General features: G+C 43.8%; 15 protein-coding genes, 11 tRNA genes and 6 rRNA genes. 25 read left to right on the plus strand and 7 right to left on the minus strand.

Features of this window, described 5'->3' with window-relative positions:
• Window positions 1-119: 119 nt before the first annotated feature.
• From MKY94_RS00465 to MKY94_RS00555, 19 genes are all read left to right on the plus strand, one after another.
• Window positions 120-1673, plus strand: a 16S ribosomal RNA gene (locus MKY94_RS00465).
• 196 nt (window positions 1674-1869) lie between these two features.
• Window positions 1870-4797: ribosomal RNA gene (locus MKY94_RS00470) — 23S ribosomal RNA — on the plus strand.
• 125 nt (window positions 4798-4922) lie between these two features.
• A 5S ribosomal RNA gene (gene rrf, locus MKY94_RS00475) occupies window positions 4923-5038 on the plus strand.
• Window positions 5039-5064: 26 nt separating this feature from the next.
• Window positions 5065-5140 (plus strand) — tRNA-Val (locus MKY94_RS00480).
• A gap of 13 nt (window positions 5141-5153) precedes the next feature.
• A tRNA-Thr gene (locus tag MKY94_RS00485) sits at window positions 5154-5229 on the plus strand.
• A 6-nt stretch (window positions 5230-5235) separates the two neighbouring features.
• Window positions 5236-5308 (plus strand) — tRNA-Lys (locus MKY94_RS00490).
• Window positions 5309-5331: 23 nt separating this feature from the next.
• Window positions 5332-5416 (plus strand) — tRNA-Leu (locus MKY94_RS00495).
• Between the two features lie 17 nt (window positions 5417-5433).
• A tRNA-Gly gene (locus MKY94_RS00500) sits at window positions 5434-5508 on the plus strand.
• A 15-nt stretch (window positions 5509-5523) separates the two neighbouring features.
• Window positions 5524-5612, plus strand: a tRNA-Leu gene (locus MKY94_RS00505).
• Window positions 5613-5628: 16 nt separating this feature from the next.
• Window positions 5629-5705, plus strand: a tRNA-Arg gene (locus MKY94_RS00510).
• Between the two features lie 6 nt (window positions 5706-5711).
• Window positions 5712-5788, plus strand: a tRNA-Pro gene (locus MKY94_RS00515).
• Between the two features lie 15 nt (window positions 5789-5803).
• Window positions 5804-5879 (plus strand) — tRNA-Ala (locus MKY94_RS00520).
• Window positions 5880-6014: 135 nt separating this feature from the next.
• Window positions 6015-7568: ribosomal RNA gene (locus tag MKY94_RS00525) — 16S ribosomal RNA — on the plus strand.
• A gap of 107 nt (window positions 7569-7675) precedes the next feature.
• Window positions 7676-7752: transfer RNA gene (locus MKY94_RS00530), tRNA-Ile, on the plus strand.
• A 16-nt stretch (window positions 7753-7768) separates the two neighbouring features.
• Window positions 7769-7844 (plus strand) — tRNA-Ala (locus MKY94_RS00535).
• 117 nt (window positions 7845-7961) lie between these two features.
• A 23S ribosomal RNA gene (locus tag MKY94_RS00540) occupies window positions 7962-10889 on the plus strand.
• A gap of 179 nt (window positions 10890-11068) precedes the next feature.
• Window positions 11069-11184, plus strand: a 5S ribosomal RNA gene (gene rrf / locus MKY94_RS00545).
• The 16S, 23S and 5S rRNA genes sit together here with 11 tRNA genes alongside, the layout of an rRNA operon.
• An 85-nt stretch (window positions 11185-11269) precedes the next feature.
• The gene (locus MKY94_RS00550) at window positions 11270-11455 is read left to right on the plus strand and encodes a hypothetical protein (RefSeq protein WP_144538267.1); all 186 of its coding nucleotides are present in this window, start codon (window positions 11270-11272) and stop codon (window positions 11453-11455) included.
• 428 nt (window positions 11456-11883) lie between these two features.
• Window positions 11884-13101 carry an alpha/beta hydrolase gene (locus MKY94_RS00555; protein WP_342577793.1) on the plus strand — a complete coding sequence of 406 codons (1218 nt, stop codon included), beginning with the start codon at window positions 11884-11886 and terminating at the stop codon, window positions 13099-13101.
• 103 nt (window positions 13102-13204) lie between these two features.
• Here the strand turns inward: MKY94_RS00555 and MKY94_RS00560 are convergent, their stop codons facing one another.
• Window positions 13205-14110 (minus strand): DMT family transporter, encoded by a 906-nt coding sequence (locus MKY94_RS00560; RefSeq protein ID WP_144538268.1) that lies wholly within the window; start codon window positions 14108-14110, stop codon window positions 13205-13207.
• A gap of 19 nt (window positions 14111-14129) precedes the next feature.
• The gene (locus MKY94_RS00565) at window positions 14130-14699 is read right to left on the minus strand and encodes a GNAT family N-acetyltransferase (RefSeq protein WP_144538269.1); all 570 of its coding nucleotides are present in this window, start codon (window positions 14697-14699) and stop codon (window positions 14130-14132) included.
• A gap of 85 nt (window positions 14700-14784) precedes the next feature.
• Here MKY94_RS00565 and MKY94_RS00570 point away from each other — a divergent pair, with 85 nt between their 5' ends.
• The 6 genes from MKY94_RS00570 (at window position 14785) to MKY94_RS00595 (ending at window position 18689) form a co-directional block, all read left to right on the plus strand.
• Window positions 14785-14982 (plus strand): PLDc N-terminal domain-containing protein, encoded by a 198-nt coding sequence (locus MKY94_RS00570; RefSeq protein WP_225216048.1) that lies wholly within the window; start codon window positions 14785-14787, stop codon window positions 14980-14982.
• Window positions 14979-15878, plus strand: a complete 900-nt coding sequence (locus MKY94_RS00575) for an ABC transporter ATP-binding protein (protein ID WP_144538270.1) — start codon at window positions 14979-14981, stop codon at window positions 15876-15878. Before MKY94_RS00570 ends, MKY94_RS00575 begins: the two co-directional genes overlap by 4 nt.
• A complete protein-coding gene (locus MKY94_RS00580) occupies window positions 15875-16657 on the plus strand; it encodes an ABC transporter permease subunit (protein WP_144538271.1) in 783 nt (260 codons plus the stop codon). The genes MKY94_RS00575 and MKY94_RS00580 overlap by 4 nt, the downstream gene beginning before the upstream one ends.
• 17 nt (window positions 16658-16674) lie before the next feature.
• Window positions 16675-17379 carry a CBS domain-containing protein gene (locus MKY94_RS00585; protein ID WP_144538272.1) on the plus strand — a complete coding sequence of 235 codons (705 nt, stop codon included), beginning with the start codon at window positions 16675-16677 and terminating at the stop codon, window positions 17377-17379.
• 100 nt (window positions 17380-17479) lie between these two features.
• Window positions 17480-17767 carry a hypothetical protein gene (locus tag MKY94_RS00590; protein ID WP_229653977.1) on the plus strand — a complete coding sequence of 96 codons (288 nt, stop codon included), beginning with the start codon at window positions 17480-17482 and terminating at the stop codon, window positions 17765-17767.
• 121 nt (window positions 17768-17888) lie between these two features.
• Window positions 17889-18689 carry a metallophosphoesterase gene (locus MKY94_RS00595; protein ID WP_342577794.1) on the plus strand — a complete coding sequence of 267 codons (801 nt, stop codon included), beginning with the start codon at window positions 17889-17891 and terminating at the stop codon, window positions 18687-18689.
• A 52-nt stretch (window positions 18690-18741) separates the two neighbouring features.
• Here MKY94_RS00595 and MKY94_RS00600 read toward each other — a convergent pair whose 3' ends face one another.
• The 5 genes from MKY94_RS00600 to putP form a co-directional block, all read right to left on the minus strand.
• Window positions 18742-19341: a hypothetical protein gene (locus MKY94_RS00600; protein WP_154311947.1), complete on the minus strand. Its 600-nt coding sequence runs from the start codon at window positions 19339-19341 to the stop codon at window positions 18742-18744.
• Between the two features lie 114 nt (window positions 19342-19455).
• The gene (locus MKY94_RS00605) at window positions 19456-20055 is read right to left on the minus strand and encodes a response regulator transcription factor (RefSeq protein WP_144538275.1); all 600 of its coding nucleotides are present in this window, start codon (window positions 20053-20055) and stop codon (window positions 19456-19458) included.
• Window positions 20056-20057: 2 nt separating this feature from the next.
• Window positions 20058-21188 (minus strand): sensor histidine kinase, encoded by a 1131-nt coding sequence (locus MKY94_RS00610; protein WP_154311946.1) that lies wholly within the window; start codon window positions 21186-21188, stop codon window positions 20058-20060.
• A gap of 86 nt (window positions 21189-21274) precedes the next feature.
• Complete coding sequence (locus MKY94_RS00615; RefSeq protein WP_144538277.1) at window positions 21275-22315, minus strand: fatty acid desaturase; 1041 nt, start codon at window positions 22313-22315, stop codon at window positions 21275-21277.
• Window positions 22316-22470: 155 nt separating this feature from the next.
• Entirely contained in the window at window positions 22471-23964 is a 1494-nt protein-coding gene (putP, locus tag MKY94_RS00620) for a sodium/proline symporter PutP (protein ID WP_342577795.1), read from the minus strand.
• Between the last annotated feature and the right edge of the window lies 1 nt (window position 23965).

Here is a 23965-nt window from a genome sequence, read left to right on the forward strand (position 1 = left end):
GAAAACTGAACATGCAAAACGTTAAGAAATATAGCTTGATAGACTAGTTCTTCAAGCAAAAGAAATGACATCATTTAATGATGATGCCAGCAAAACAAAATGAGCTTTTTAAGTTCTCTATTATGGAGAGTTTGATCCTGGCTCAGGACGAACGCTGGCGGCGTGCCTAATACATGCAAGTCGAGCGGATGATGAAGAAGCTTGCTTCTTCTGATTTAGCGGCGGACGGGTGAGTAACACGTGGGCAACCTGCCCTGTAGATTGGGATAACTCCGGGAAACCGGGGCTAATACCGAATAATCCATTTCCTCACATGGGGAGATGTTAAAAGACGGTTTCGGCTGTCACTACAGGATGGGCCCGCGGCGCATTAGCTAGTTGGTGAGGTAACGGCTCACCAAGGCGACGATGCGTAGCCGACCTGAGAGGGTGATCGGCCACACTGGGACTGAGACACGGCCCAGACTCCTACGGGAGGCAGCAGTAGGGAATCTTCCACAATGGACGAAAGTCTGATGGAGCAACGCCGCGTGAGTGAAGAAGGTTTTCGGATCGTAAAACTCTGTTGTGAGGGAAGAACAAGTACGAGAGTAACTGCTCGTACCTTGACGGTACCTCATTAGAAAGCCACGGCTAACTACGTGCCAGCAGCCGCGGTAATACGTAGGTGGCAAGCGTTGTCCGGAATTATTGGGCGTAAAGCGCGCGCAGGCGGTCCTTTAAGTCTGATGTGAAAGCCCACGGCTCAACCGTGGAGGGTCATTGGAAACTGGGGGACTTGAGTGCAGAAGAGGAAAGCGGAATTCCAAGTGTAGCGGTGAAATGCGTAGAGATTTGGAGGAACACCAGTGGCGAAGGCGGCTTTCTGGTCTGTAACTGACGCTGAGGCGCGAAAGCGTGGGGAGCAAACAGGATTAGATACCCTGGTAGTCCACGCCGTAAACGATGAGTGCTAAGTGTTAGGGGGTTTCCGCCCCTTAGTGCTGCAGCTAACGCATTAAGCACTCCGCCTGGGGAGTACGGTCGCAAGACTGAAACTCAAAGGAATTGACGGGGGCCCGCACAAGCGGTGGAGCATGTGGTTTAATTCGAAGCAACGCGAAGAACCTTACCAGGTCTTGACATCCCGCTGACCGGCCTAGAGATAGGCTTTTCCCTTCGGGGACAGCGGTGACAGGTGGTGCATGGTTGTCGTCAGCTCGTGTCGTGAGATGTTGGGTTAAGTCCCGCAACGAGCGCAACCCTTGATCTTAGTTGCCAGCATTCAGTTGGGCACTCTAAGGTGACTGCCGGTGATAAACCGGAGGAAGGTGGGGATGACGTCAAATCATCATGCCCCTTATGACCTGGGCTACACACGTGCTACAATGGACGGTACAGAGGGTCGCAACCCCGCGAGGGTGAGCTAATCCCATAAAACCGTTCTCAGTTCGGATTGTAGGCTGCAACTCGCCTACATGAAGCCGGAATCGCTAGTAATCGTGGATCAGCATGCCACGGTGAATACGTTCCCGGGCCTTGTACACACCGCCCGTCACACCACGAGAGTTTGTAACACCCGAAGTCGGTGGGGTAACCCTTTTGGGAGCCAGCCGCCGAAGGTGGGACAGATGATTGGGGTGAAGTCGTAACAAGGTAGCCGTATCGGAAGGTGCGGCTGGATCACCTCCTTTCTAAGGATATATTCGGAATACAGATCTTTATCTGTATCTTAACGTTTTGCAGTTCAGTTTTGAGTGTTCATTTTTATGATGAGCATTTAAATTGTTCTTTGAAAACTGGATAAAACGACATCAAAAAAGAAACAAACGCAAGATATTCAAATTGTGATCACTTACGTGATTGCAAGTGTAGTACTTTTAACTTTTAGGTTAAGTTAATAAGGGCGCACGGTGGATGCCTTGGCACTAGGAGTCGACGAAGGACGGCACTAACACCGATATGCTTCGGGGAGCTGTAAGTGAGCTTCGATCCGGAGATTTCCGAATGGGGAAACCCACTGCCCGTAATGGGGCAGTACATTTGCGTGAATACATAGCGCATCTGAGACACACCCAGGGAACTGAAACATCTAAGTACCTGGAGGAAGAGAAAGAAAATTCGATTCCCTGAGTAGCGGCGAGCGAAACGGGAAGAGCCCAAACCAAGAGGCTTGCCTCTTGGGGTTGTAGGACACTCTATACGGAGTTACAAAAGAATGAGTTAGATGAAGCGACCTGGAAAGGTCCGCAGGATAGGGTAAAAGCCCCGTAGTCCAAAATTCATTCCCTCCAGAGTGTATCCTGAGTACGGCGGAACACGTGAAATTCCGTCGGAATCCGGGAGGACCATCTCCCAAGGCTAAATACTACCTAGTGACCGATAGTGAACCAGTACCGTGAGGGAAAGGTGAAAAGCACCCCGGAAGGGGAGTGAAATAGACCCTGAAACCGTGTGCCTACAAATAGTCAAAGCCCGTTAACGGGTGATGGCGTGCCTTTTGTAGAATGAACCGGCGAGTTACGATTACATGCGAGGTTAAGTTGAGAAGACGGAGCCGCAGCGAAAGCGAGTCTGAATAGGGCGAATGAGTATGTGGTCGTAGACCCGAAACCAGGTGATCTACCCATGTCCAGGATGAAGGTAAGGTAACACTTACTGGAGGTCCGAACCCACGCACGTTGAAAAGTGCGGGGATGAGGTGTGGGTAGCGGAGAAATTCCAATCGAACCTGGAGATAGCTGGTTCTCTCCGAAATAGCTTTAGGGCTAGCCTCAAACGTTAGAATCTTGGAGGTAGAGCACTGTTTGGACTAGGGGCCCATCCCGGGTTACCGAATTCAGACAAACTCCGAATGCCAATGATTTATGTTTGGGAGTCAGACTGCGAGTGATAAGATCCGTAGTCAAGAGGGAAACAGCCCAGACCACCAGCTAAGGTCCCAAAGTATTTGTTAAGTGGAAAAGGATGTGGCGTTGCTTAGACAACCAGGATGTTGGCTTAGAAGCAGCCATCATTTAAAGAGTGCGTAATAGCTCACTGGTCGAGTGACGCTGCGCCGAAAATGTATCGGGGCTAAACAAATCACCGAAGCTGTGGATTGATACCTTTGGTATCAGTGGTAGGAGAGCGTTCTAAGGGCGTTGAAGTCAGACCGGAAGGACTGGTGGAGCGCTTAGAAGTGAGAATGCCGGTATGAGTAGCGAAAGATGGGTGAGAATCCCATCCACCGTATGACTAAGGTTTCCTGAGGAAGGCTCGTCCGCTCAGGGTTAGTCGGGACCTAAGTCGAGGCCGATAGGCGTAGACGATGGACAACAGGTTGATATTCCTGTACCACCACCCCACCGTTTGAGTGATGGGGGGACGCAGTAGGATAGGGTAAGCGTGCTGTTGGTTATGCACGTCCAAGCAGTGAGGTGTGAGTGTAGGCAAATCCGCACTCTGTAACATTGAGCTGTGATGGCGAGGACTTAGTCCGAAGTTCCTGATTTCACACTGCCAAGAAAAGCCTCTAACGAGGTGGGAGGTGCCCGTACCGCAAACCGACACAGGTAGTCGAGGAGAGAATCCTAAGGTGAGCGAGAGAACTCTCGTTAAGGAACTCGGCAAAATGACCCCGTAACTTCGGGAGAAGGGGTGCTCTTTTGGGTGTATAGCCTAGAAGAGCCGCAGTGAATAGGCCCAGGCGACTGTTTAGCAAAAACACAGGTCTCTGCAAAACCGTAAGGTGAAGTATAGGGGCTGACGCCTGCCCGGTGCTGGAAGGTTAAGAGGAGTGCTTAGCGCAAGCGAAGGTGCGAATTGAAGCCCCAGTAAACGGCGGCCGTAACTATAACGGTCCTAAGGTAGCGAAATTCCTTGTCGGGTAAGTTCCGACCCGCACGAAAGGCGTAACGATCTGGGCACTGTCTCAACGAGAGACTCGGTGAAATTATAGTACCTGTGAAGATGCAGGTTACCCGCGACAGGACGGAAAGACCCCGTGGAGCTTTACTGTAGCTTGATATTGAATTTTGGTGCAACTTGTACAGGATAGGTAGGAGCCTTAGAGCCCGGAGCGCCAGCTTCGGAGGAGGCGTCGGTGGGATACTACCCTGGTTGTATTGAAATTCTAACCCATACCCGTAACCCGGGTAGGAGACAGTGTCAGGCGGGCAGTTTGACTGGGGCGGTCGCCTCCTAAAGTGTAACGGAGGCGCCCAAAGGTTCCCTCAGAATGGTTGGAAATCATTCGAAGAGTGTAAAGGCAGAAGGGAGCTTGACTGCGAGACCTACAAGTCGAGCAGGGTCGAAAGACGGGCTTAGTGATCCGGTGGTTCCGCATGGAAGGGCCATCGCTCAACGGATAAAAGCTACCCCGGGGATAACAGGCTTATCTCCCCCAAGAGTCCACATCGACGGGGAGGTTTGGCACCTCGATGTCGGCTCATCGCATCCTGGGGCTGTAGTCGGTCCCAAGGGTTGGGCTGTTCGCCCATTAAAGCGGTACGCGAGCTGGGTTCAGAACGTCGTGAGACAGTTCGGTCCCTATCCGTCGTGGGCGTAGGAAATTTGAGAGGAGCTGTCCTTAGTACGAGAGGACCGGGATGGACACACCGCTGGTGTACCAGTTGTTCTGCCAAGGGCATCGCTGGGTAGCTATGTGTGGACGGGATAAGTGCTGAAAGCATCTAAGCACGAAGCCCCCCTCAAGATGAGATTTCCCATTACGCAAGTAAGTAAGATCCCTCAAAGACGATGAGGTAGATAGGTTCGGGGTGGAAGCGTGGCGACACGTGCAGCTGACGAATACTAATCGATCGAGGACTTAACCAAATTGTTTGTTTCTAATGATGTCAGTTTATTCAGTTTTGAAAGAATAATATTTTTTTGATAATAAGGCTTGTAAAACTCTACAAACTTGTTATAATAGAACTTGTCTTTCAATTAAATTATTCAAGTCTAGTGATGATGGCGAAGAGGTCACACCCGTTCCCATACCGAACACGGAAGTTAAGCTCTTCAGCGCCGATGGTAGTTGGGGGTCTCCCCCTGCAAGAGTAGGACGTCGCTGGGCTTGTAATAAGAAATTAATATTACCCAGGAGGATTAGCTCAGCTGGGAGAGCATCTGCCTTACAAGCAGAGGGTCGGCGGTTCGAGCCCGTCATCCTCCACCATAACTTTACTCCTGCCGGAGTAGCTCAACTGGTAGAGCAACTGACTTGTAATCAGTAGGTTGAGGGTTCAAGTCCTTTCTCCGGCACCATTTTTCGAGCCATTAGCTCAGTTGGTAGAGCATCTGACTTTTAATCAGAGGGTCGTAGGTTCGAATCCTACATGGCTCATTCACTTTTTGTGAAATAAATATGCGGGTGTGGCGGAACTGGCAGACGCACTAGACTTAGGATCTAGCGCCGCAAGGCGTGGGGGTTCGACTCCCTTCACCCGCACCATTTAACTTAATAACCGAGCGGAAGTAGTTCAGTGGTAGAACACCACCTTGCCAAGGTGGGGGTCGCGAGTTCGAACCTCGTCTTCCGCTCCAAAGATTCATCAAAGTGCCGGGGTGGCGGAACTGGCAGACGCACAGGACTTAAAATCCTGCGGTAGGTGACTACCGTACCGGTTCGATTCCGGTCCTCGGCACCACTTTTATGAAACATTAGCGCCCGTAGCTCAATTGGATAGAGCGTCTGACTACGGATCAGAAGGTTGTGGGTTCGACTCCTGCCGGGCGCGCCATATATACGGGAAGTAGCTCAGCTTGGTAGAGCACTTGGTTTGGGACCAAGGGGTCGCAGGTTCGAATCCTGTCTTCCCGACCAGTTATTTATAATATTGGGGCCTTAGCTCAGCTGGGAGAGCGCCTGCCTTGCACGCAGGAGGTCAGCGGTTCGATCCCGCTAGGCTCCACCATGAACATTGAAAACTGAACATGCAAAACGTTAAGACATATAGCATCAAACAACTTCGGTTGTATTGACGCAAAACAATTTTTGACATCATTTAATGATGATGCCAGCAAAACAAAATGAGCTTTTTAAGTTCTCTATTATGGAGAGTTTGATCCTGGCTCAGGACGAACGCTGGCGGCGTGCCTAATACATGCAAGTCGAGCGAATGATGAAGAAGCTTGCTTCTTCTGATTTAGCGGCGGACGGGTGAGTAACACGTGGGCAACCTGCCCTGTAGATTGGGATAACTCCGGGAAACCGGGGCTAATACCGAATAATCCATTACCTCACATGAGGAAATGTTAAAAGACGGTCTCGGCTGTCACTACAGGATGGGCCCGCGGCGCATTAGCTAGTTGGTGAGGTAACGGCTCACCAAGGCGACGATGCGTAGCCGACCTGAGAGGGTGATCGGCCACACTGGGACTGAGACACGGCCCAGACTCCTACGGGAGGCAGCAGTAGGGAATCTTCCACAATGGACGAAAGTCTGATGGAGCAACGCCGCGTGAGTGAAGAAGGTTTTCGGATCGTAAAACTCTGTTGTGAGGGAAGAACAAGTACGAGAGTAACTGCTCGTACCTTGACGGTACCTCATTAGAAAGCCACGGCTAACTACGTGCCAGCAGCCGCGGTAATACGTAGGTGGCAAGCGTTGTCCGGAATTATTGGGCGTAAAGCGCGCGCAGGCGGTCCTTTAAGTCTGATGTGAAAGCCCACGGCTCAACCGTGGAGGGTCATTGGAAACTGGGGGACTTGAGTGCAGAAGAGGAAAGCGGAATTCCAAGTGTAGCGGTGAAATGCGTAGAGATTTGGAGGAACACCAGTGGCGAAGGCGGCTTTCTGGTCTGTAACTGACGCTGAGGCGCGAAAGCGTGGGGAGCAAACAGGATTAGATACCCTGGTAGTCCACGCCGTAAACGATGAGTGCTAAGTGTTAGGGGGTTTCCGCCCCTTAGTGCTGCAGCTAACGCATTAAGCACTCCGCCTGGGGAGTACGGTCGCAAGACTGAAACTCAAAGGAATTGACGGGGGCCCGCACAAGCGGTGGAGCATGTGGTTTAATTCGAAGCAACGCGAAGAACCTTACCAGGTCTTGACATCCCGCTGACCGGCCTAGAGATAGGCTTTTCCCTTCGGGGACAGCGGTGACAGGTGGTGCATGGTTGTCGTCAGCTCGTGTCGTGAGATGTTGGGTTAAGTCCCGCAACGAGCGCAACCCTTGATCTTAGTTGCCAGCATTCAGTTGGGCACTCTAAGGTGACTGCCGGTGATAAACCGGAGGAAGGTGGGGATGACGTCAAATCATCATGCCCCTTATGACCTGGGCTACACACGTGCTACAATGGACGGTACAGAGGGTCGCAACCCCGCGAGGGTGAGCTAATCCCATAAAACCGTTCTCAGTTCGGATTGTAGGCTGCAACTCGCCTACATGAAGCCGGAATCGCTAGTAATCGTGGATCAGCATGCCACGGTGAATACGTTCCCGGGCCTTGTACACACCGCCCGTCACACCACGAGAGTTTGTAACACCCGAAGTCGGTGGGGTAACCCTTTTGGGAGCCAGCCGCCGAAGGTGGGACAGATGATTGGGGTGAAGTCGTAACAAGGTAGCCGTATCGGAAGGTGCGGCTGGATCACCTCCTTTCTAAGGATATATTCGGAATACAGATCTTTATCTGTATCTTAACGTTTTGCAGTTCAGTTTTGAATGTTCATGTATATTAACATATAATAGATATGGAAATTCAAAGAGGGCCTATAGCTCAGCTGGTTAGAGCGCACGCCTGATAAGCGTGAGGTCGATGGTTCGAGTCCATTTAGGCCCACCATACCTTTTTTTATTTCGGGGCCTTAGCTCAGCTGGGAGAGCGCCTGCCTTGCACGCAGGAGGTCAGCGGTTCGATCCCGCTAGGCTCCACCAACGAAATAATTTTGTTCTTTGAAAACTGGATAAAACGACATCAAAAAAAGAAACAAACGCAAGATATTCAAATTGTGATCACTTACGTGATCGCAAGTGTAGTACTTTTAACTTTTAGGTTAAGTTAATAAGGGCGCACGGTGGATGCCTTGGCACTAGGAGTCGACGAAGGACGGCACTAACACCGATATGCTTCGGGGAGCTGTAAGTGAGCTTCGATCCGGAGATTTCCGAATGGGGAAACCCACTGCCCGTAATGGGGCAGTACATTTGCGTGAATACATAGCGCATCTGAGACACACCCAGGGAACTGAAACATCTAAGTACCTGGAGGAAGAGAAAGAAAATTCGATTCCCTGAGTAGCGGCGAGCGAAACGGGAAGAGCCCAAACCAAGAGGCTTGCCTCTTGGGGTTGTAGGACACTCTATACGGAGTTACAAAAGAATGAGTTAGATGAAGCGACCTGGAAAGGTCCGCAGGATAGGGTAAAAGCCCCGTAGTCCAAAATTCATTCCCTCCAGAGTGTATCCTGAGTACGGCGGAACACGTGAAATTCCGTCGGAATCCGGGAGGACCATCTCCCAAGGCTAAATACTACCTAGTGACCGATAGTGAACCAGTACCGTGAGGGAAAGGTGAAAAGCACCCCGGAAGGGGAGTGAAATAGACCCTGAAACCGTGTGCCTACAAATAGTCAAAGCCCGTTAACGGGTGATGGCGTGCCTTTTGTAGAATGAACCGGCGAGTTACGATTACATGCGAGGTTAAGTTGAGAAGACGGAGCCGCAGCGAAAGCGAGTCTGAATAGGGCGAATGAGTATGTGGTCGTAGACCCGAAACCAGGTGATCTACCCATGTCCAGGATGAAGGTAAGGTAACACTTACTGGAGGTCCGAACCCACGCACGTTGAAAAGTGCGGGGATGAGGTGTGGGTAGCGGAGAAATTCCAATCGAACCTGGAGATAGCTGGTTCTCTCCGAAATAGCTTTAGGGCTAGCCTCAAACGTTAGAATCTTGGAGGTAGAGCACTGTTTGGACTAGGGGCCCATCCCGGGTTACCGAATTCAGACAAACTCCGAATGCCAATGATTTATGTTTGGGAGTCAGACTGCGAGTGATAAGATCCGTAGTCAAGAGGGAAACAGCCCAGACCACCAGCTAAGGTCCCAAAGTATTTGTTAAGTGGAAAAGGATGTGGCGTTGCTTAGACAACCAGGATGTTGGCTTAGAAGCAGCCATCATTTAAAGAGTGCGTAATAGCTCACTGGTCGAGTGACGCTGCGCCGAAAATGTATCGGGGCTAAACAAATCACCGAAGCTGTGGATTGATACCTTTGGTATCAGTGGTAGGAGAGCGTTCTAAGGGCGTTGAAGTCAGACCGGAAGGACTGGTGGAGCGCTTAGAAGTGAGAATGCCGGTATGAGTAGCGAAAGATGGGTGAGAATCCCATCCACCGTATGACTAAGGTTTCCTGAGGAAGGCTCGTCCGCTCAGGGTTAGTCGGGACCTAAGTCGAGGCCGATAGGCGTAGACGATGGACAACAGGTTGATATTCCTGTACCACCACCCCACCGTTTGAGTGATGGGGGGACGCAGTAGGATAGGGTAAGCGTGCTGTTGGTTATGCACGTCCAAGCAGTGAGGTGTGAGTGTAGGCAAATCCGCACTCTGTAACATTGAGCTGTGATGGCGAGGACTTAGTCCGAAGTTCCTGATTTCACACTGCCAAGAAAAGCCTCTAACGAGGTGGGAGGTGCCCGTACCGCAAACCGACACAGGTAGTCGAGGAGAGAATCCTAAGGTGAGCGAGAGAACTCTCGTTAAGGAACTCGGCAAAATGACCCCGTAACTTCGGGAGAAGGGGTGCTCTTTTGGGTGTATAGCCTAGAAGAGCCGCAGTGAATAGGCCCAGGCGACTGTTTAGCAAAAACACAGGTCTCTGCAAAACCGTAAGGTGAAGTATAGGGGCTGACGCCTGCCCGGTGCTGGAAGGTTAAGAGGAGTGCTTAGCGCAAGCGAAGGTGCGAATTGAAGCCCCAGTAAACGGCGGCCGTAACTATAACGGTCCTAAGGTAGCGAAATTCCTTGTCGGGTAAGTTCCGACCCGCACGAAAGGCGTAACGATCTGGGCACTGTCTCAACGAGAGACTCGGTGAAATTATAGTACCTGTGAAGATGCAGGTTACCCGCGACAGGACGGAAAGACCCCGTGGAGCTTTACTGTAGCTTGATATTGAATTTTGGTGCAACTTGTACAGGATAGGTAGGAGCCTTAGAGCCCGGAGCGCCAGCTTCGGAGGAGGCGTCGGTGGGATACTACCCTGGTTGTATTGAAATTCTAACCCATACCCGTAACCCGGGTAGGAGACAGTGTCAGGCGGGCAGTTTGACTGGGGCGGTCGCCTCCTAAAGTGTAACGGAGGCGCCCAAAGGTTCCCTCAGAATGGTTGGAAATCATTCGAAGAGTGTAAAGGCAGAAGGGAGCTTGACTGCGAGACCTACAAGTCGAGCAGGGTCGAAAGACGGGCTTAGTGATCCGGTGGTTCCGCATGGAAGGGCCATCGCTCAACGGATAAAAGCTACCCCGGGGATAACAGGCTTATCTCCCCCAAGAGTCCACATCGACGGGGAGGTTTGGCACCTCGATGTCGGCTCATCGCATCCTGGGGCTGTAGTCGGTCCCAAGGGTTGGGCTGTTCGCCCATTAAAGCGGTACGCGAGCTGGGTTCAGAACGTCGTGAGACAGTTCGGTCCCTATCCGTCGTGGGCGTAGGAAATTTGAGAGGAGCTGTCCTTAGTACGAGAGGACCGGGATGGACACACCGCTGGTGTACCAGTTGTTCTGCCAAGGGCATCGCTGGGTAGCTATGTGTGGACGGGATAAGTGCTGAAAGCATCTAAGCACGAAGCCCCCCTCAAGATGAGATTTCCCATTACGCAAGTAAGTAAGATCCCTCAAAGACGATGAGGTAGATAGGTTCGGGGTGGAAGCGTGGCGACACGTGCAGCTGACGAATACTAATCGATCGAGGACTTAACCAAATTGTTTGTTTCCATTAATGATGTCTTTTATCCAGTTTTGAGTGAACAACTCAAGAGGATTTCAAAACACAAGCAGTGCTAGGAAACGAGTGAGCGAAGGAAGGAGCGTACTTACGTACGTGACTGACTGAACGAGCGAAGTTGACAACGCAATGCGCAGTGGATTGAAAGCCGAAAAGTCTAGTGATGATGGCGAAGAGGTCACACCCGTTCCCATACCGAACACGGAAGTTAAGCTCTTCAGCGCCGATGGTAGTTGGGGGTCTCCCCCTGCAAGAGTAGGACGTCGCTGGGCACTATAGGAAGTCGTTACCGAGTAATCGGTGGCGGCTTTTTGTATTAAGAGAAAAGGCCGAAGGCAATCATCTTTATCTAAGCAAGTGTGCGAGAAAGCAGAGGGGCAAAGAGTTCGAGGAAGCAAGGAAGAGAGGCTCGGAGCGTATAGCATACGCGAGAACCGATCGACTGCAGCTGACGAAGAAATCTGCCGTCCATCTGGTTTCGTAGCTGCGCCGATGGTAGTTGGGGGTTCCCCTGCAAGAGTAGGACGTCGCTGGGCACTATAGGAAGTCGTTACCGAGTAATCGGTGGCGGCTTTTTTGTATAAAGAGAAAAAGGCCGAAGGCAATCATCTTTATCTAAGCAAGTGTACGAGAAAGCAGAGGGGCAAAGAGTTCGAGGAAGCAAGGAAGAGAGGCTCGGAGCGTATAGCATACGCGAGAACCGATCGACTGCGGGTGACGAAGAAATCTGCCACCCATCTGTTTTCGCAGCCCAAGGGACATGCAAATTTAAACCCTTTAAGCTTATGATGAATAATTATAATAATTATTTTAAACAACAATTAAAATATTTACTCCTTTATGCACTACTGTTATACTTAAAATAGAACAGAAGGGGGATGGAAATAATCAATAAAAAGGGCCTTATATTAACTTTAATACTTCTTTTTATAATACTTTCAGCTTGTAGTAACAAACAGGGGGTGAACGATGTGTCCAAAGGTAAGGATGAATCAAAGAAAACTGTTTCCTTAGAGACTGTAGAAGGGATATGGGAAGGATCTATTAATGTGCCTGATCAGCCGTTACCAATCACTATACAGTTTACAAAAGAAAAAGGAAGTATTAGTATCCCTATCCAGGGTTTAAATGATCACCCGCTTACCAACATTACTCTAAACGATACTGATATTACTTTTAACATGCCGCTACCGGGACAAAAGATATCCTTTCTAGGAAAGCTGGAAAATGAAAAAATCGCCGGGACGTTTACACAACAAGGGCAGTCGTTCCCGTTTGAAGTGAGCAAAGTAAATGAACTTGAAGGAACTGCTGAGCATTTAGAAGAAATTGAAGTAAAGGGTGGCAAAATGATTGGTCAAATAGAAGTTCCTGAGGGGGAAGGACCTTTTCCGCTTATGATTATTCTTGCAGGTTCAGGACCCACCGATCGTAATGGAAACTCCTTAGTTATGGTAGGGAAAAATAATAGCTTAAAAATGATTGCAGAAGAACTAGCAGCAGAGGGAATTGCTAGCATTCGCTATGATAAAAGAGGAGTAGGACAAAACATTGATCTTGCCACAAAGGAAGAAGAACTAAGATTTCATCACTATATTGAAGATGCAGAAGCTTGGGCAAACTTTGCAAAAGATGACGAACGCTTTAGTGATATAGGCTTCATAGGTCATAGTGAAGGATCTCTTATAGGTATGGTTGCTGCAAAAGAGGTAGAAGCCTCTATCTTTATATCACTAGCAGGTGCGGGAAGACCAATAGATGAGATATTAAAAGAGCAATTAAGCGCTCAGTTACCAAATAATCTTATGGAGGAATCTCAAAAAATATTAGAAAAGCTTAAGCAAGGTCAACAGGTGGATGAAGTCTCTAATGAATTACAAAGCATATTTCGTCCGTCTGTTCAACCATATATGATTTCATGGTTACAATACAATCCAGCTGAACAAATTCAACAATTAGATTCAAGAGTATTAATCGTGAACGGTACATTAGATATGCAAGTTCCAAGTAACGATGCAAAACTTTTACATCAAGCAAAGGGAGATTCTGAACTATTGATCATTGAGAAAATGAATCATGTATTAAAGGAATCCCCAGACGATGAAGCAGGAAATATGGCAACATATACAGATCCGAGCCTCCCGCTAGCAGATGGATTGGTTGAAGGAATCCTTAAGTTTATTAAATAAGAAAATGAAGGTATCTACCTTAAGTAAATGAGTGATAGAAAGCTATTCCTAAATCTTTTCTTATCATAAAAAAAACGCTGAACTAGTAGTTCAGCGTTTCAAGTTAAAATATAGCCTTCTGTTGTTTTTGTTTTCTTCGGATGTCTGCAATTGTAGGTATACACATACCTATCAATATGACAACGATTCCTAGTACCTGTAGCCAGGTAAGAGCTTCACTTAGAACAAGTACGGATACCATAACAGCAACTGGCAATTCCATAGCACTTAAAATAGATGAAACTGCACCGCCTACTTTTGGTACAGCAATTACGAAGAAATAAATTGGGATAATGATACCTAGTAATCCTAAGCCTAGTCCCAAGAAAAGAAGAGATTCTGTGAAAAGTTTCCCATTCCACATAATTTCTGGGCTTTGGAAAACCGAAATCATCAAAGCAGCGATAAAGGAAACCCATAGCAGACGAGTAGTAGTATTCATTCCCTCTACTTGTTTAGTATTGATGTTCATGTTAAGTGAGAAGGATACCGCGGCTGCGAAACCATAAACCCAGCCTCTCCAGTCGATTCCACTTAAATCGACGTCTAGTACACCTGCAGCTAGTAAAGTACCAGCAAATAAAATAATAAGAGAGATAACTTCTGCTCGAGAAGGTAATCTTTTTCTTATAATACAATCAATCAATGTGCCAATCCAAGTAAACTGGAAGAGCATGACTACTGCTAGAGAGGCTGGTAAATATATAAGAGCTTGTCCATAGACAATACCCGTAGTTGCTGTAAAAATACCTGCTAACAGTACAATTTTAAACCCGCCATAAAGGCGTGGTATTTTTCTTTGTGTAACCATGTAGATGAGTAATGCTAATAGGAAACCAACAATATATTGACTGGAAACAGCTTCAGAAGCTGTATATCCTTGTCCAATTGCTAACTTCACCATTGTTGATAAGGTCCCATAACAGCTGGCTGCGAAGACAACCATTAATGGGTAAATCCATAATTTCATAACCTTGCTTCTCCTTCAATCAGGGGCCTACCGTTTTCACCATGTGATAGAAAGGCTCGCCGATAATGGTCCAAGGACAAACATTTTCAAATCCTAGACGATTATATAAGCGTATTGCAGCCTCTTTCTCAGTTTCTACATTCAAGGAGAGTTTCCCGCCACCGTTATTTTTAACTACTTGTTCAGCAAAATTTAACAGTTTCGTTCCAATCCCATGTCCACGATAGGTTGGATCAACGACTACAGTATCTATATACCATTCTCCAGGTAACGTCTCTTTATCGATTGTAACCTGTGTTCCACTTTTGGCTGAAAGATACTTCTCTAAATTAGCATCCAAAGTAACTGCTTGTTCAGCAGTATAAAAAACTAGAACTCCAGCAACTTGACCTTCCATTTCTGCAACGTATGTATTTAAAAATGAATGACGATTGCTGGTTTGAGTAAATAAGTGAATGAATTCCTGGGTAATTGCTGATTCTTCAGTTTCACCAGTCATTTGCATAGAAATATCTCCAATTGCCTCCATGATCAGCGGAACTGAGGCTTCGGCGTCTTCTCTTTTAGCTTTTCTTATAATAGTTTCCATTCAATTCACCCCCCAATTTTTTATTATAACATAATTTATGAAACCTTTCTTTTATAAAGGTAGGAATTAAAAAGGAGGAACTATATTGAATTTTTCAACTATACCTTGGGAATTAGTATTACCAATTATTATTTTACAATTCATTTTAATGTTGGTAGCCTTTATTGACCTTATAAGAATATATGCAACAAATGGTCCTAAGTGGCTATGGGCAATAATTATATTAATATCTGGAATATTAGGTTCTATTTTATATTTTATAGTGGGGAGACGTAACGAATGACAATATTATTAAGCGTAGAATCACTAACAAAAGAATATGGAAGAGAAACAGTAGTTCGAGATGTATCCTTTTCATTGATGAAAAATACTTCTACTGCTTTGATTGGGCCTAATGGGGCGGGTAAAACGACTACTCTCTCTATGCTGACAGGTCTTGTGGAGCCAACATTTGGTGATATTAAGTTAGATGGAAATAAGAGTGATCTTAGGAGCATGATTGGTTTTTTACCCCAGTATCCTAAATTTTTTTCGTGGCTCACAGCACTTGAGTTTACCGAGATGACAGCAAAATTAAGTGGGATAGAGACGAGAACGGCCAAATTAGAAGCAGAGAAAATATTAGATTTTGTAGGTTTAGAAAAAGCAAAGAAGAAAAAAATAGGAACATTTTCTGGTGGAATGAAACAAAGGTTAGGATTAGCACAGGCTATTGTACACCAACCATCCCTCCTTTTGTTAGATGAGCCAGTATCGGCTTTGGACCCAGTAGGTAGACGAGAGATATTGAATCTCTTAAAGGAGCTTCAAGAAAAAACGACTATCCTATATTCCACGCATATTTTAAATGATGCAGAGGAAATGACAGATCAACTATTATTTTTAAGAAACGGAGAACTAGTCGAACAAGGATCTCTATCGATGGTTCGTGAAAAGTATGCCAATCCAATGATTAAAGTCTTTTTCTCTAACGAGCAAGATTCTGGAAGGTTTGTGAGTAGTTCCCCATGGAAAGCCATTCAAAAAGGGAAATCTGTCTGGATTCCTTTACGAGGAATGGAGCCTGAAATGAGAGAGATTCTAGCGTATGTTGCCCTGGATGACTGGAATATCCAAAAGATAGAGAAGGCTGCAGCTAATCTCGAGGAAATATTTATGCAGGTGGTGAACAAACAATGAGGACATTTCTAGTGTTATTTCAAAAGGAATGGAGAGAAAATACTCGTAATTTCAAACTTCTATGGATTCCTCTCGTATTTGTTCTCTTTGGAATTACTGAGCCAGTAGCTAATTACTATATGCCACAGATTTTAAGCTCTGTTGGCAATCTACCAGAGGGTACAGTCATTCAATTCCCTCCAATGACGCCTGAGCAAATACTAATGTCCACCATTAATCAATATCAATTAATCGGAATGCTAGTAGTGACATTAGCGTTTGCAGGGCTAGTATCTAGGGAACGAAAAAATGGAACAGCTACTTTGTTATATGTTCGGCCTATTTCATTTACCGACTATGTAAGTAGCAAACTAGCTGTAATGAGTATAATCGTTGTAGGAAGTTTTATTATAGGAATTATGGCAAGTCTATATTATACGTCGATTCTTTTTGGAACAATTGAATTCTCCAGCTTCTTTGGATTTTCAGGTACTTATATCATATGGCTTTTATTTGTCGTAAGTATTGTTTTGTTTTCAAGCGCTGCATTCTCTACAGGGATTGCTTCTACCATATCTGTCATTTTGGTAATATTTGTTCAGTTTGTAGATGGATTGTTAGGCACATACTGGACTATCTCTCCATGGAAGCTACCGATGTATGCGGGGCTAGTCTTAAATGGGGATATACCACAGAGTTCTTTCATGTGGAGCATGTTAATCACTATATTGGTAATTGGCATTTTACTGATTGGAGCAGTGTATTTTGCTAAAAAGAATATATTTAAAGCAAAAATATAATACGAGGTGACTAAAGCATGGAGTTACGTAACTCGGATCGTTTCATTACATCCTATAACCGTTTAGACAAAATCATGAGAGAGATGGTTGGTACGCAGGAGCACCTATCTTTTTTTAGGCTAATTGACTTCGCGAAAAAGAAGAACGCTATTATTAGAAGATATGAAGCAGATTTACGAGAGTATGGCGATTTAAGAAATGCCATTGTACATCATAGAACAACAATGGAATATGCTATAGCTGAACCTCATGAAGAGGTCGTAGCAAGGATGGAAGAACTAGAGGGCGCTCTTAGTAAACCTATAACTGTGGCTCAAATGTTCTCAGGTAATGTGACTACCTTTCAAGAAACAGATTCTTTAATCTATGCACTAAAGATTATTAAGGACAAAAAATATAATCAGTTTCCTGTATATAGTGATGATAAATTTAAGGGGCTCATTACACCTGTAGGGATTACTATGTGGATGGCAAGTGAGGCTGAATCCGAGAACTTCTCCCGAAAAAAAGCTACTTTGGGTGAAATTCTGAAGCATGAAAGTAATAGAGAGAATCATCGGTTTGTAGAAGCTGATATGTCTGTCTATGAGGCGCTGGAAATATTCAAATCTGCAATTGGAAGAGGGAAGAGATTAGAAGCTCTTCTCATTACCAAGAATGGAAAATTAAGCAATCAATTAATTGGAATTGTAACTCCGATGAGTATGATGAAAATTCAATAATTCTTTTCTATAATTAGATGACTATTTTACCTTTTATAACGTAAAATGGAAATAGACATGATTTTCTCATGTAATTATAATAGGGAATGGAGGAATTGATTTGAACACATATGAAGAGGAGCAGCTACAAAAGTACAAACCAGAAGGCTCGACTTCAAAGACTTCTACTGAGATGTCCGTAGGAGATTGGCTAATTACAATGCTTATTATGATTATTCCAATCGCCAATTTAGTTATGCTGTTTATCTGGGGGTTTGGAAATCCAGATCCAAGACGTAACTATGCACGAGCAACACTTATTTGGATGGCTATTTCTATAGTGTTAACTATTTTGCTTTATGCTATTATATTTTTCTTTGTTTTTTCAGCCACTAGTGGAATGAACTAGCACTTATTTCCTGGGAAATAAGAAAAGTCGACAAATTTAGCAATCCCCATATAAATGTATGGGGATTATTTTGAATCTCACGTGAACAACCTCTTTGTACATACAAACTAGGAGATTTTAGATGAAAAAATGGATTTTTTTATTAGTAGTAATATTAGCTGTGTCGCTTTACATAGGGAACACTCGCGTAAGTATTAACGAAGTTACAATTGAATCAAAAAAGATTCCAGCTAGCTTTAATGATTGGACAATACTACAAATTTCAGACTTACATGATGCAACATTTGGGGAAAAACAAGTTAAACTCGTCCATAAGATTAAGGACATAAACCCGGACATTATTTTTATAACGGGTGATATAATTGACAGCAATCGCTATGACTTACAGAATAGTCTAGATTTAGTCAATCAAATTATTAATATAGCACCAGTTTACTATGTTACAGGGAATCATGAAATTGCCACCAATGATGTAAATCATATTAAAACTTCCTTACAGAATGTGGGTGTCCATGTTTTAACCAATGAAGAAGAAATGATGGAATATAACGGTGAAAAGATGCGTATTATCGGCATTGAAGACCCCTTAAGCGGTTTCTCAGTTAATGAGCAGCTTAAGCGGTTTGAAGATAGCGAGGATTATACGCTAGTGCTGTCCCACCGACCAGAGGTATTTCAAGACTATGTAGATTATAAAATGGATTTAGTGTTCTCTGGTCATGCGCATGGAGGCCAATTCCGAATTCCCGGATTAGGAGGTTTAGTTGCTCCTGGGCAGGGAGTGTTTCCTAAATATACATCAGGAACCTATGAAGCAGAGGATACAACAATGATTGTAAGCCGTGGTTTAGGTAACAGTTTGGTACCTATTCGTGTATTTAATACTCCTGAGTTAGTCGTTGTCACATTAAAAAGTAAGTAAAACCCCCTGCAAATTTCACATTTAGAGTGAATAAAAGCAGGGGGTTTTATATTTATTTATCTACTATTTGAAATGTCTCTAGTATACTTCGGAAATTCGAACCGTGACCTTCAGCAGCTTCTAGAAAATACTTCTGTGTAATAACAAAGCTGCCACCATTACCATTGTCAATGATATAAATGTCGCCGACCGGACTATCCCAATTAGTTAACCCCGTAGTATCATGGCTAATTGCGTGCAACCAGTATCCTCTCACTGGTTCTGTAACAGTCTCTGTTTCTTTCGGACTGGTATAATCCAATTCTATTTGTTTTTCTAAAATGGGGAGCAGCTCATCCGGTGTTTGATCTTTGATTTGTTCAATTTTCATAGAAACCTCTGGATACTTTTCCTCTAAAGGCTCTCTTGTTGTAAGAACGTCCGACTGGTCGCCTACGATTAGCTTATAACGATCTTCGTCAAAGTTAATCGTGTAATGCACTTGCTTGTCAGTGCTTTCCTGTTCCCGCTCCGTCATAATTGCCTCTTGATTCTCCTCGGATACTTCCTTGTCGGGAGCTTCAACATTGCTAAATACATTTGGGACAAAAACAATTAATAGTACGACACATGCAATTAGGACAAGGGTTAAAATAAGATACTTTTTTTTCATATTTCACTCTCCTCCTTTTATTAAAGGATTATTGACTTGACTAGTACAATTCAAAAGTGTGTAAAGTATTAGACGCGAAATATGGAAAAAAGTAACTATAAAAATGGAGAATTATTATTTGAACCAACCTTTTTCTTTAAAACGAGAGATTGCTTCAATTCGATTACCCACTTGAAGCTTTTCTAAAATCACTGATATATAATTTCGGACAGTCCCTGTTGTAATGAAAAGCTCATTTGCAATTTCTTTTGTATTTTTGCCATCGGCAATTAGTTCAAGAACTTGGCTCTCTCTTTCGGTTAAAGGATTCTCTTCTTCAAAGGCCATATCTACTAATTCTGGAGCATAAATTCTGCGGCCATCCATAATTATACGGATAGAATTTGCGAGCTCCTCACTAGGACTATCCTTTAAAAGATAACCATTAACTCCTGCTTTACGTGCTCTTTCAAAATATCCTGAGCGGGCAAAGGTAGTTAATATAATTACCTTACAAGGGTTATCTTTTAACTCTTCCGCAGCATCTAGTCCACTTTTAATAGGCATTTCAATATCCATAATACAAATATCAGGTTGAAGCTGTTGAATAAGTTTAAGAGCTTCCTCTCCATTATTTGCTTTACCGATTACTTCCATGTCTTCTTCTAGATTGAGAAGAGAGCCAAGTGCCCCTAACACCATCCGTTGATCTTCAGCTATAACAATTCGTATCATGTCTAATCCTCCTGCCGTGTTTGTAATATTACATTTGGAACTCGTATATTGATGGTAGTGCCATTTTTTGAATAGATATCAAGACTGCCATTTACAAATTCCAATCGTTCCTTAATACCTTGCAATCCATGTCCTTTAATCCAATCCTTACTAAGATCTAAACCCTTGCCATTGTCATGTACCTTCAGTAGGGTTTCTTTAGCAGACTGCTTGAGAGAAATCGAACACGATGTAGCTCCACTATGTTTTACTACATTCGTGACTGTTTCCTTCAGACACATACTTAGCATATTTTCTACAATTGGAGGGAGTTTAACAGTGTTGAGAGAACCACTAAACTTACAAGAAATTTCCGCCGCGTTTAATATTTGTTGCACTCGATAAATCTCATCCTCTAATTTAGTACCCCGCATGTTTGTAACTAATTCCCGTACTTCCTTCAAAACGGAACGTGCAGTCTGGTGAATATCTTGAATTTCATGCTTGGCTGCCTCAGGGTCCTTATCCATTAATCTTCCAGCTAAGTCGCTTTTCAATCCTATCATTGATAGCTTTTGACCAAGCGTATCGTGTAAATCTCTTGCTATTCTTTCTCGTTCCTCTATAACCATATACTGAGCAATCCGCTTATTAGCATCCTCTAATTGGCCTTCTAACATTTCTCGTTTATGTCGATTATAGGTGCTAAAAGGCAATAGGATTACACCAAGCATACATATGACTAAAAATGGCCATTGAGAGATAAATAGCTCTATTTCTACAAAGAAACCAATGATGACTACAGTTAAGGTTGCAACAATATTTAAGCTATATATCAAAAAGAAGCCTACCTTTTGTGTGATATTACCAATAAAGAAAGAAAGAAAAATAGAGAAGTATATATAGCCGTAAAAGAAGGTCATAAATAAGCTAATCGTTATTTCAATAGCTAAACAAACGTATAAAAACCAACCTGTAGACTTAAAAGAAAGACGATATGCAAGAAAGAATATGCCGGTTAAAAGTAAGCCGAAAATAATTTCTGAAAGCTCATTTGAACGAAAGATGAAGAAGAAAGGGAAGATACAAAATACTATCCAAGCATAAATACTTAACCAGGGAGATTTAGGGAAAATTTGATACCACTTTGTCATTTATAAGACACCTCTCGCATATACGCTTTCCTATATTATAATAGAAAAACCATTCCCTCGTAAAAAGGAATGGTTAAATTAGGGATTTATTTTCCTTCAAATGTTGTATTTTTAGCATTTAGATTGGATTGCTTCAGCAAATGCTTAATCTCTTTAAAGCTTACAAAGCTTTTATTTTCTTCATCAAACAAACGGAAATGAATGGACTGTAAGCTAGTACGAAGATTGATGGTTGTTGCCTTGTGTAAAGGTGGTGTCGATTCATGTGCTTTTTCTAAATTGTAATTAGGAACTCTTGGACTTAGATGGTGCACATGATGAAAGCCGATATTGCCAGTTACCCATTGTAGTACACGTGGTAACTTGTAATAAGAGCTTCCTTCGATGGCAGCTTTCACATAATCCCATTCTTTCTCATCCTCGAAATAGGAATCCTCAAACTGATGTTGTACGTAGAATAACCAAATACCTAATGCTCCTGCTACAAAAAGAATAGTTCCTTGAATAATTGCAAAGGCTTGCCAGCCAATCATCCAAATCATGAAAGAGTAAATTGCAATCACTGAAATGTTAATGATATACGTATTATTACGCTCTTTTCCTCGAGCGCCTTTACGATTAAAACGATTACTTACTAAAAATAGTAATGCAGGTCCTAAGCCAAACATAACGATAGGATTGCGGTATAGTCGATAAGAAAGTCGCTTCATAGGTGAAGCCTCTACATACTCTTCAACGGTCATCATCCAAATATCCCCGACTCCACGTTTATCTAGGTTACCGCTAGTTGCATGATGAATGTTATGCTCACGTTTCCACTTTTCGTAAGCAAATAATGTGATAATACCAGTAATAGTTCCTGTTATATTGTTAGCTTTTTTGTTCTTAAAGAAGGATCCATGTGTGCAATCATGAAAAATAATAAATATACGAACGACAAATCCTGCAGCAATGACAGACAATCCAACAGTCAGCCATACAGAAATGTCGAGGCTTAAATAGGCTAAAAACCAGAGGATAAAAAATGGTGGAATCGTATTAACCAACTGGACGATACTTTTCTTTAACTCGGAATTTTCAAATGGCTTTACATTTTTACGTAACTCGAGTGTTTTTTCTCTACTCATTATTATTCCTCCTACATATAGAACTTGTTAGGTTAACTATATAGAAGTGTTGGTATTAGGAGTAGGCATAAACGTCAAGTCAACACTATGACAAATATCATATAGGACAATATATAGAAAAAGAGCTAACCGTTGATATGCGGTTAGCCCTTTGCTTATTTTTTACTACGTTCTTCTTTTAACAATCGAACTGTTTCATCAAATTCTTTTTCAATCTCTGCATTAGGCTTGTAGGTTAACAAGCTTACTACAACAGTGAAAATAAGAGCTAAAAGGAAGCCTGGAACAATTTCATATAATGTATCTGAAAGTGTTTCGTTAGTACCCCAAATGACAACAGTTATTGCTCCAACGACCATTCCCCATACTGCGCCTTGTGAAGTTAGCTTTCTCCAATACAAAGAAAGTAAAATAACCGGTCCGAAAGCAGCTCCAAAGCCAGCCCAAGCAAAGGAAACAAGTTTTAAGATAGTAGACTCTTGATCCCAACCAATTACCAAGGCTATTATAGATACAACTAGTACTGCAAGGCGTCCATATAAAACATACGTTTTATCAGAAGCATCTGTTTTAATCACTGCTTTGTACAAATCTTCTATTAGGGCCGAAGAAGTAACTATTAGCTGAGATGAGATGGTACTCATTACTGCAGCTAAAATAGCAGCTAGCATAATGCCTGCAATAAATGGATGGAATATAATTTGCCCAAGAGCAATAAATACAGTTTCAGGATTATCTAAACTAAGGTTTGGATTTTGTTGATAATATGCAACTCCAACTAAAGAAGTTCCAATTGCTCCAGCTAAACTTAAAATCATCCAACCGATACCGATGCGACGAGCTTGTTTAGTTTCTTTTACAGAGCTTATAGCCATAAAACGAACAATGATATGAGGCTGCCCAAAGTAGCCAAGTCCCCATGCAACGGCAGAAACAATTCCAACAAAGGTAGTACCTGCAAATAAGCTAAGATGAGTAGGATCTACTGCTTTTATCGATTCTACAGTTTCACTTAACCCACCAGTTGTAAATACTCCCACTATTGGAACAGCTATTAAAGCAAGGAACATGAGAAGACCTTGAAGAAAATCTGTGTAACTAACTGCAAGGAATCCCCCAAATAGTGTATAGGCTACTGTTACTCCAGATACAATTAACAGACCCGTGTGGTAGTCTAATCCAAAAGAGCTTTCAAAGAAAACTCCGCCTGAAACCATTCCTGAAGATACATAAAATGTAAAGAATAAAAGAATAATCAGGCCTGAAGCCACTCGTAATAAACGAGAAGATTGCTTTAAACGACTTTCTAAGTAACTTGGAATAGTAATGGAATCATTGGAAACTTGTGTGTATACACGTAATCGTGGAGCCACATATAACCAGTTTAAATATGCTCCAATGGTTAAACCAATCGCTATCCAAGCTTCTCCCATCCCACTAAGATATATTGCTCCGGGTAACCCCATCAATAACCAACCAGACATATCGGCAGCTCCTGCACTTAATGCAGTAACAGCTGGACCGAGTGAACGTCCGCCTAGCATATAATCTGTCAAATTAACCGTCTTTCTGTACGAATAATAACCAATAGCAAGCATGGCCACCATATATATGGCTATGGCTATTATTTGATAAGTTTCTGCTGACATA

Source organism: Psychrobacillus sp. FSL K6-2843, assembly GCF_038626375.1.
GTDB lineage: Bacteria > Bacillota > Bacilli > Bacillales_A > Planococcaceae > Psychrobacillus > Psychrobacillus faecigallinarum.

Bases quoted from the DNA above. Each gene is read 5' to 3' on its own strand.
- MKY94_RS00560 (WP_144538268.1), bottom strand. From the start codon at position 14,110: ATGAAATTATGGATTTACCCATTAATGGTTGTCTTCGCAGCCAGCTGT.
- MKY94_RS00565 (WP_144538269.1), bottom strand. From the start codon at position 14,699: ATGGAAACTATTATAAGAAAAGCTAAAAGAGAAGACGCCGAAGCCTCA.
- MKY94_RS00575 (WP_144538270.1), top strand. From the start codon at position 14,979: ATGACAATATTATTAAGCGTAGAATCACTAACAAAAGAATATGGAAGA.
- MKY94_RS00580 (WP_144538271.1), top strand. From the start codon at position 15,875: ATGAGGACATTTCTAGTGTTATTTCAAAAGGAATGGAGAGAAAATACT.
- MKY94_RS00585 (WP_144538272.1), top strand. From the start codon at position 16,675: ATGGAGTTACGTAACTCGGATCGTTTCATTACATCCTATAACCGTTTA.
- MKY94_RS00595 (WP_342577794.1), top strand. From the start codon at position 17,889: ATGAAAAAATGGATTTTTTTATTAGTAGTAATATTAGCTGTGTCGCTT.
- MKY94_RS00600 (WP_154311947.1), bottom strand. From the start codon at position 19,341: ATGAAAAAAAAGTATCTTATTTTAACCCTTGTCCTAATTGCATGTGTC.
- MKY94_RS00605 (WP_144538275.1), bottom strand. From the start codon at position 20,055: ATGATACGAATTGTTATAGCTGAAGATCAACGGATGGTGTTAGGGGCA.
- MKY94_RS00610 (WP_154311946.1), bottom strand. From the start codon at position 21,188: ATGACAAAGTGGTATCAAATTTTCCCTAAATCTCCCTGGTTAAGTATT.
- MKY94_RS00615 (WP_144538277.1), bottom strand. From the start codon at position 22,315: ATGAGTAGAGAAAAAACACTCGAGTTACGTAAAAATGTAAAGCCATTT.
- putP (WP_342577795.1), bottom strand. From the start codon at position 23,964: ATGTCAGCAGAAACTTATCAAATAATAGCCATAGCCATATATATGGTG.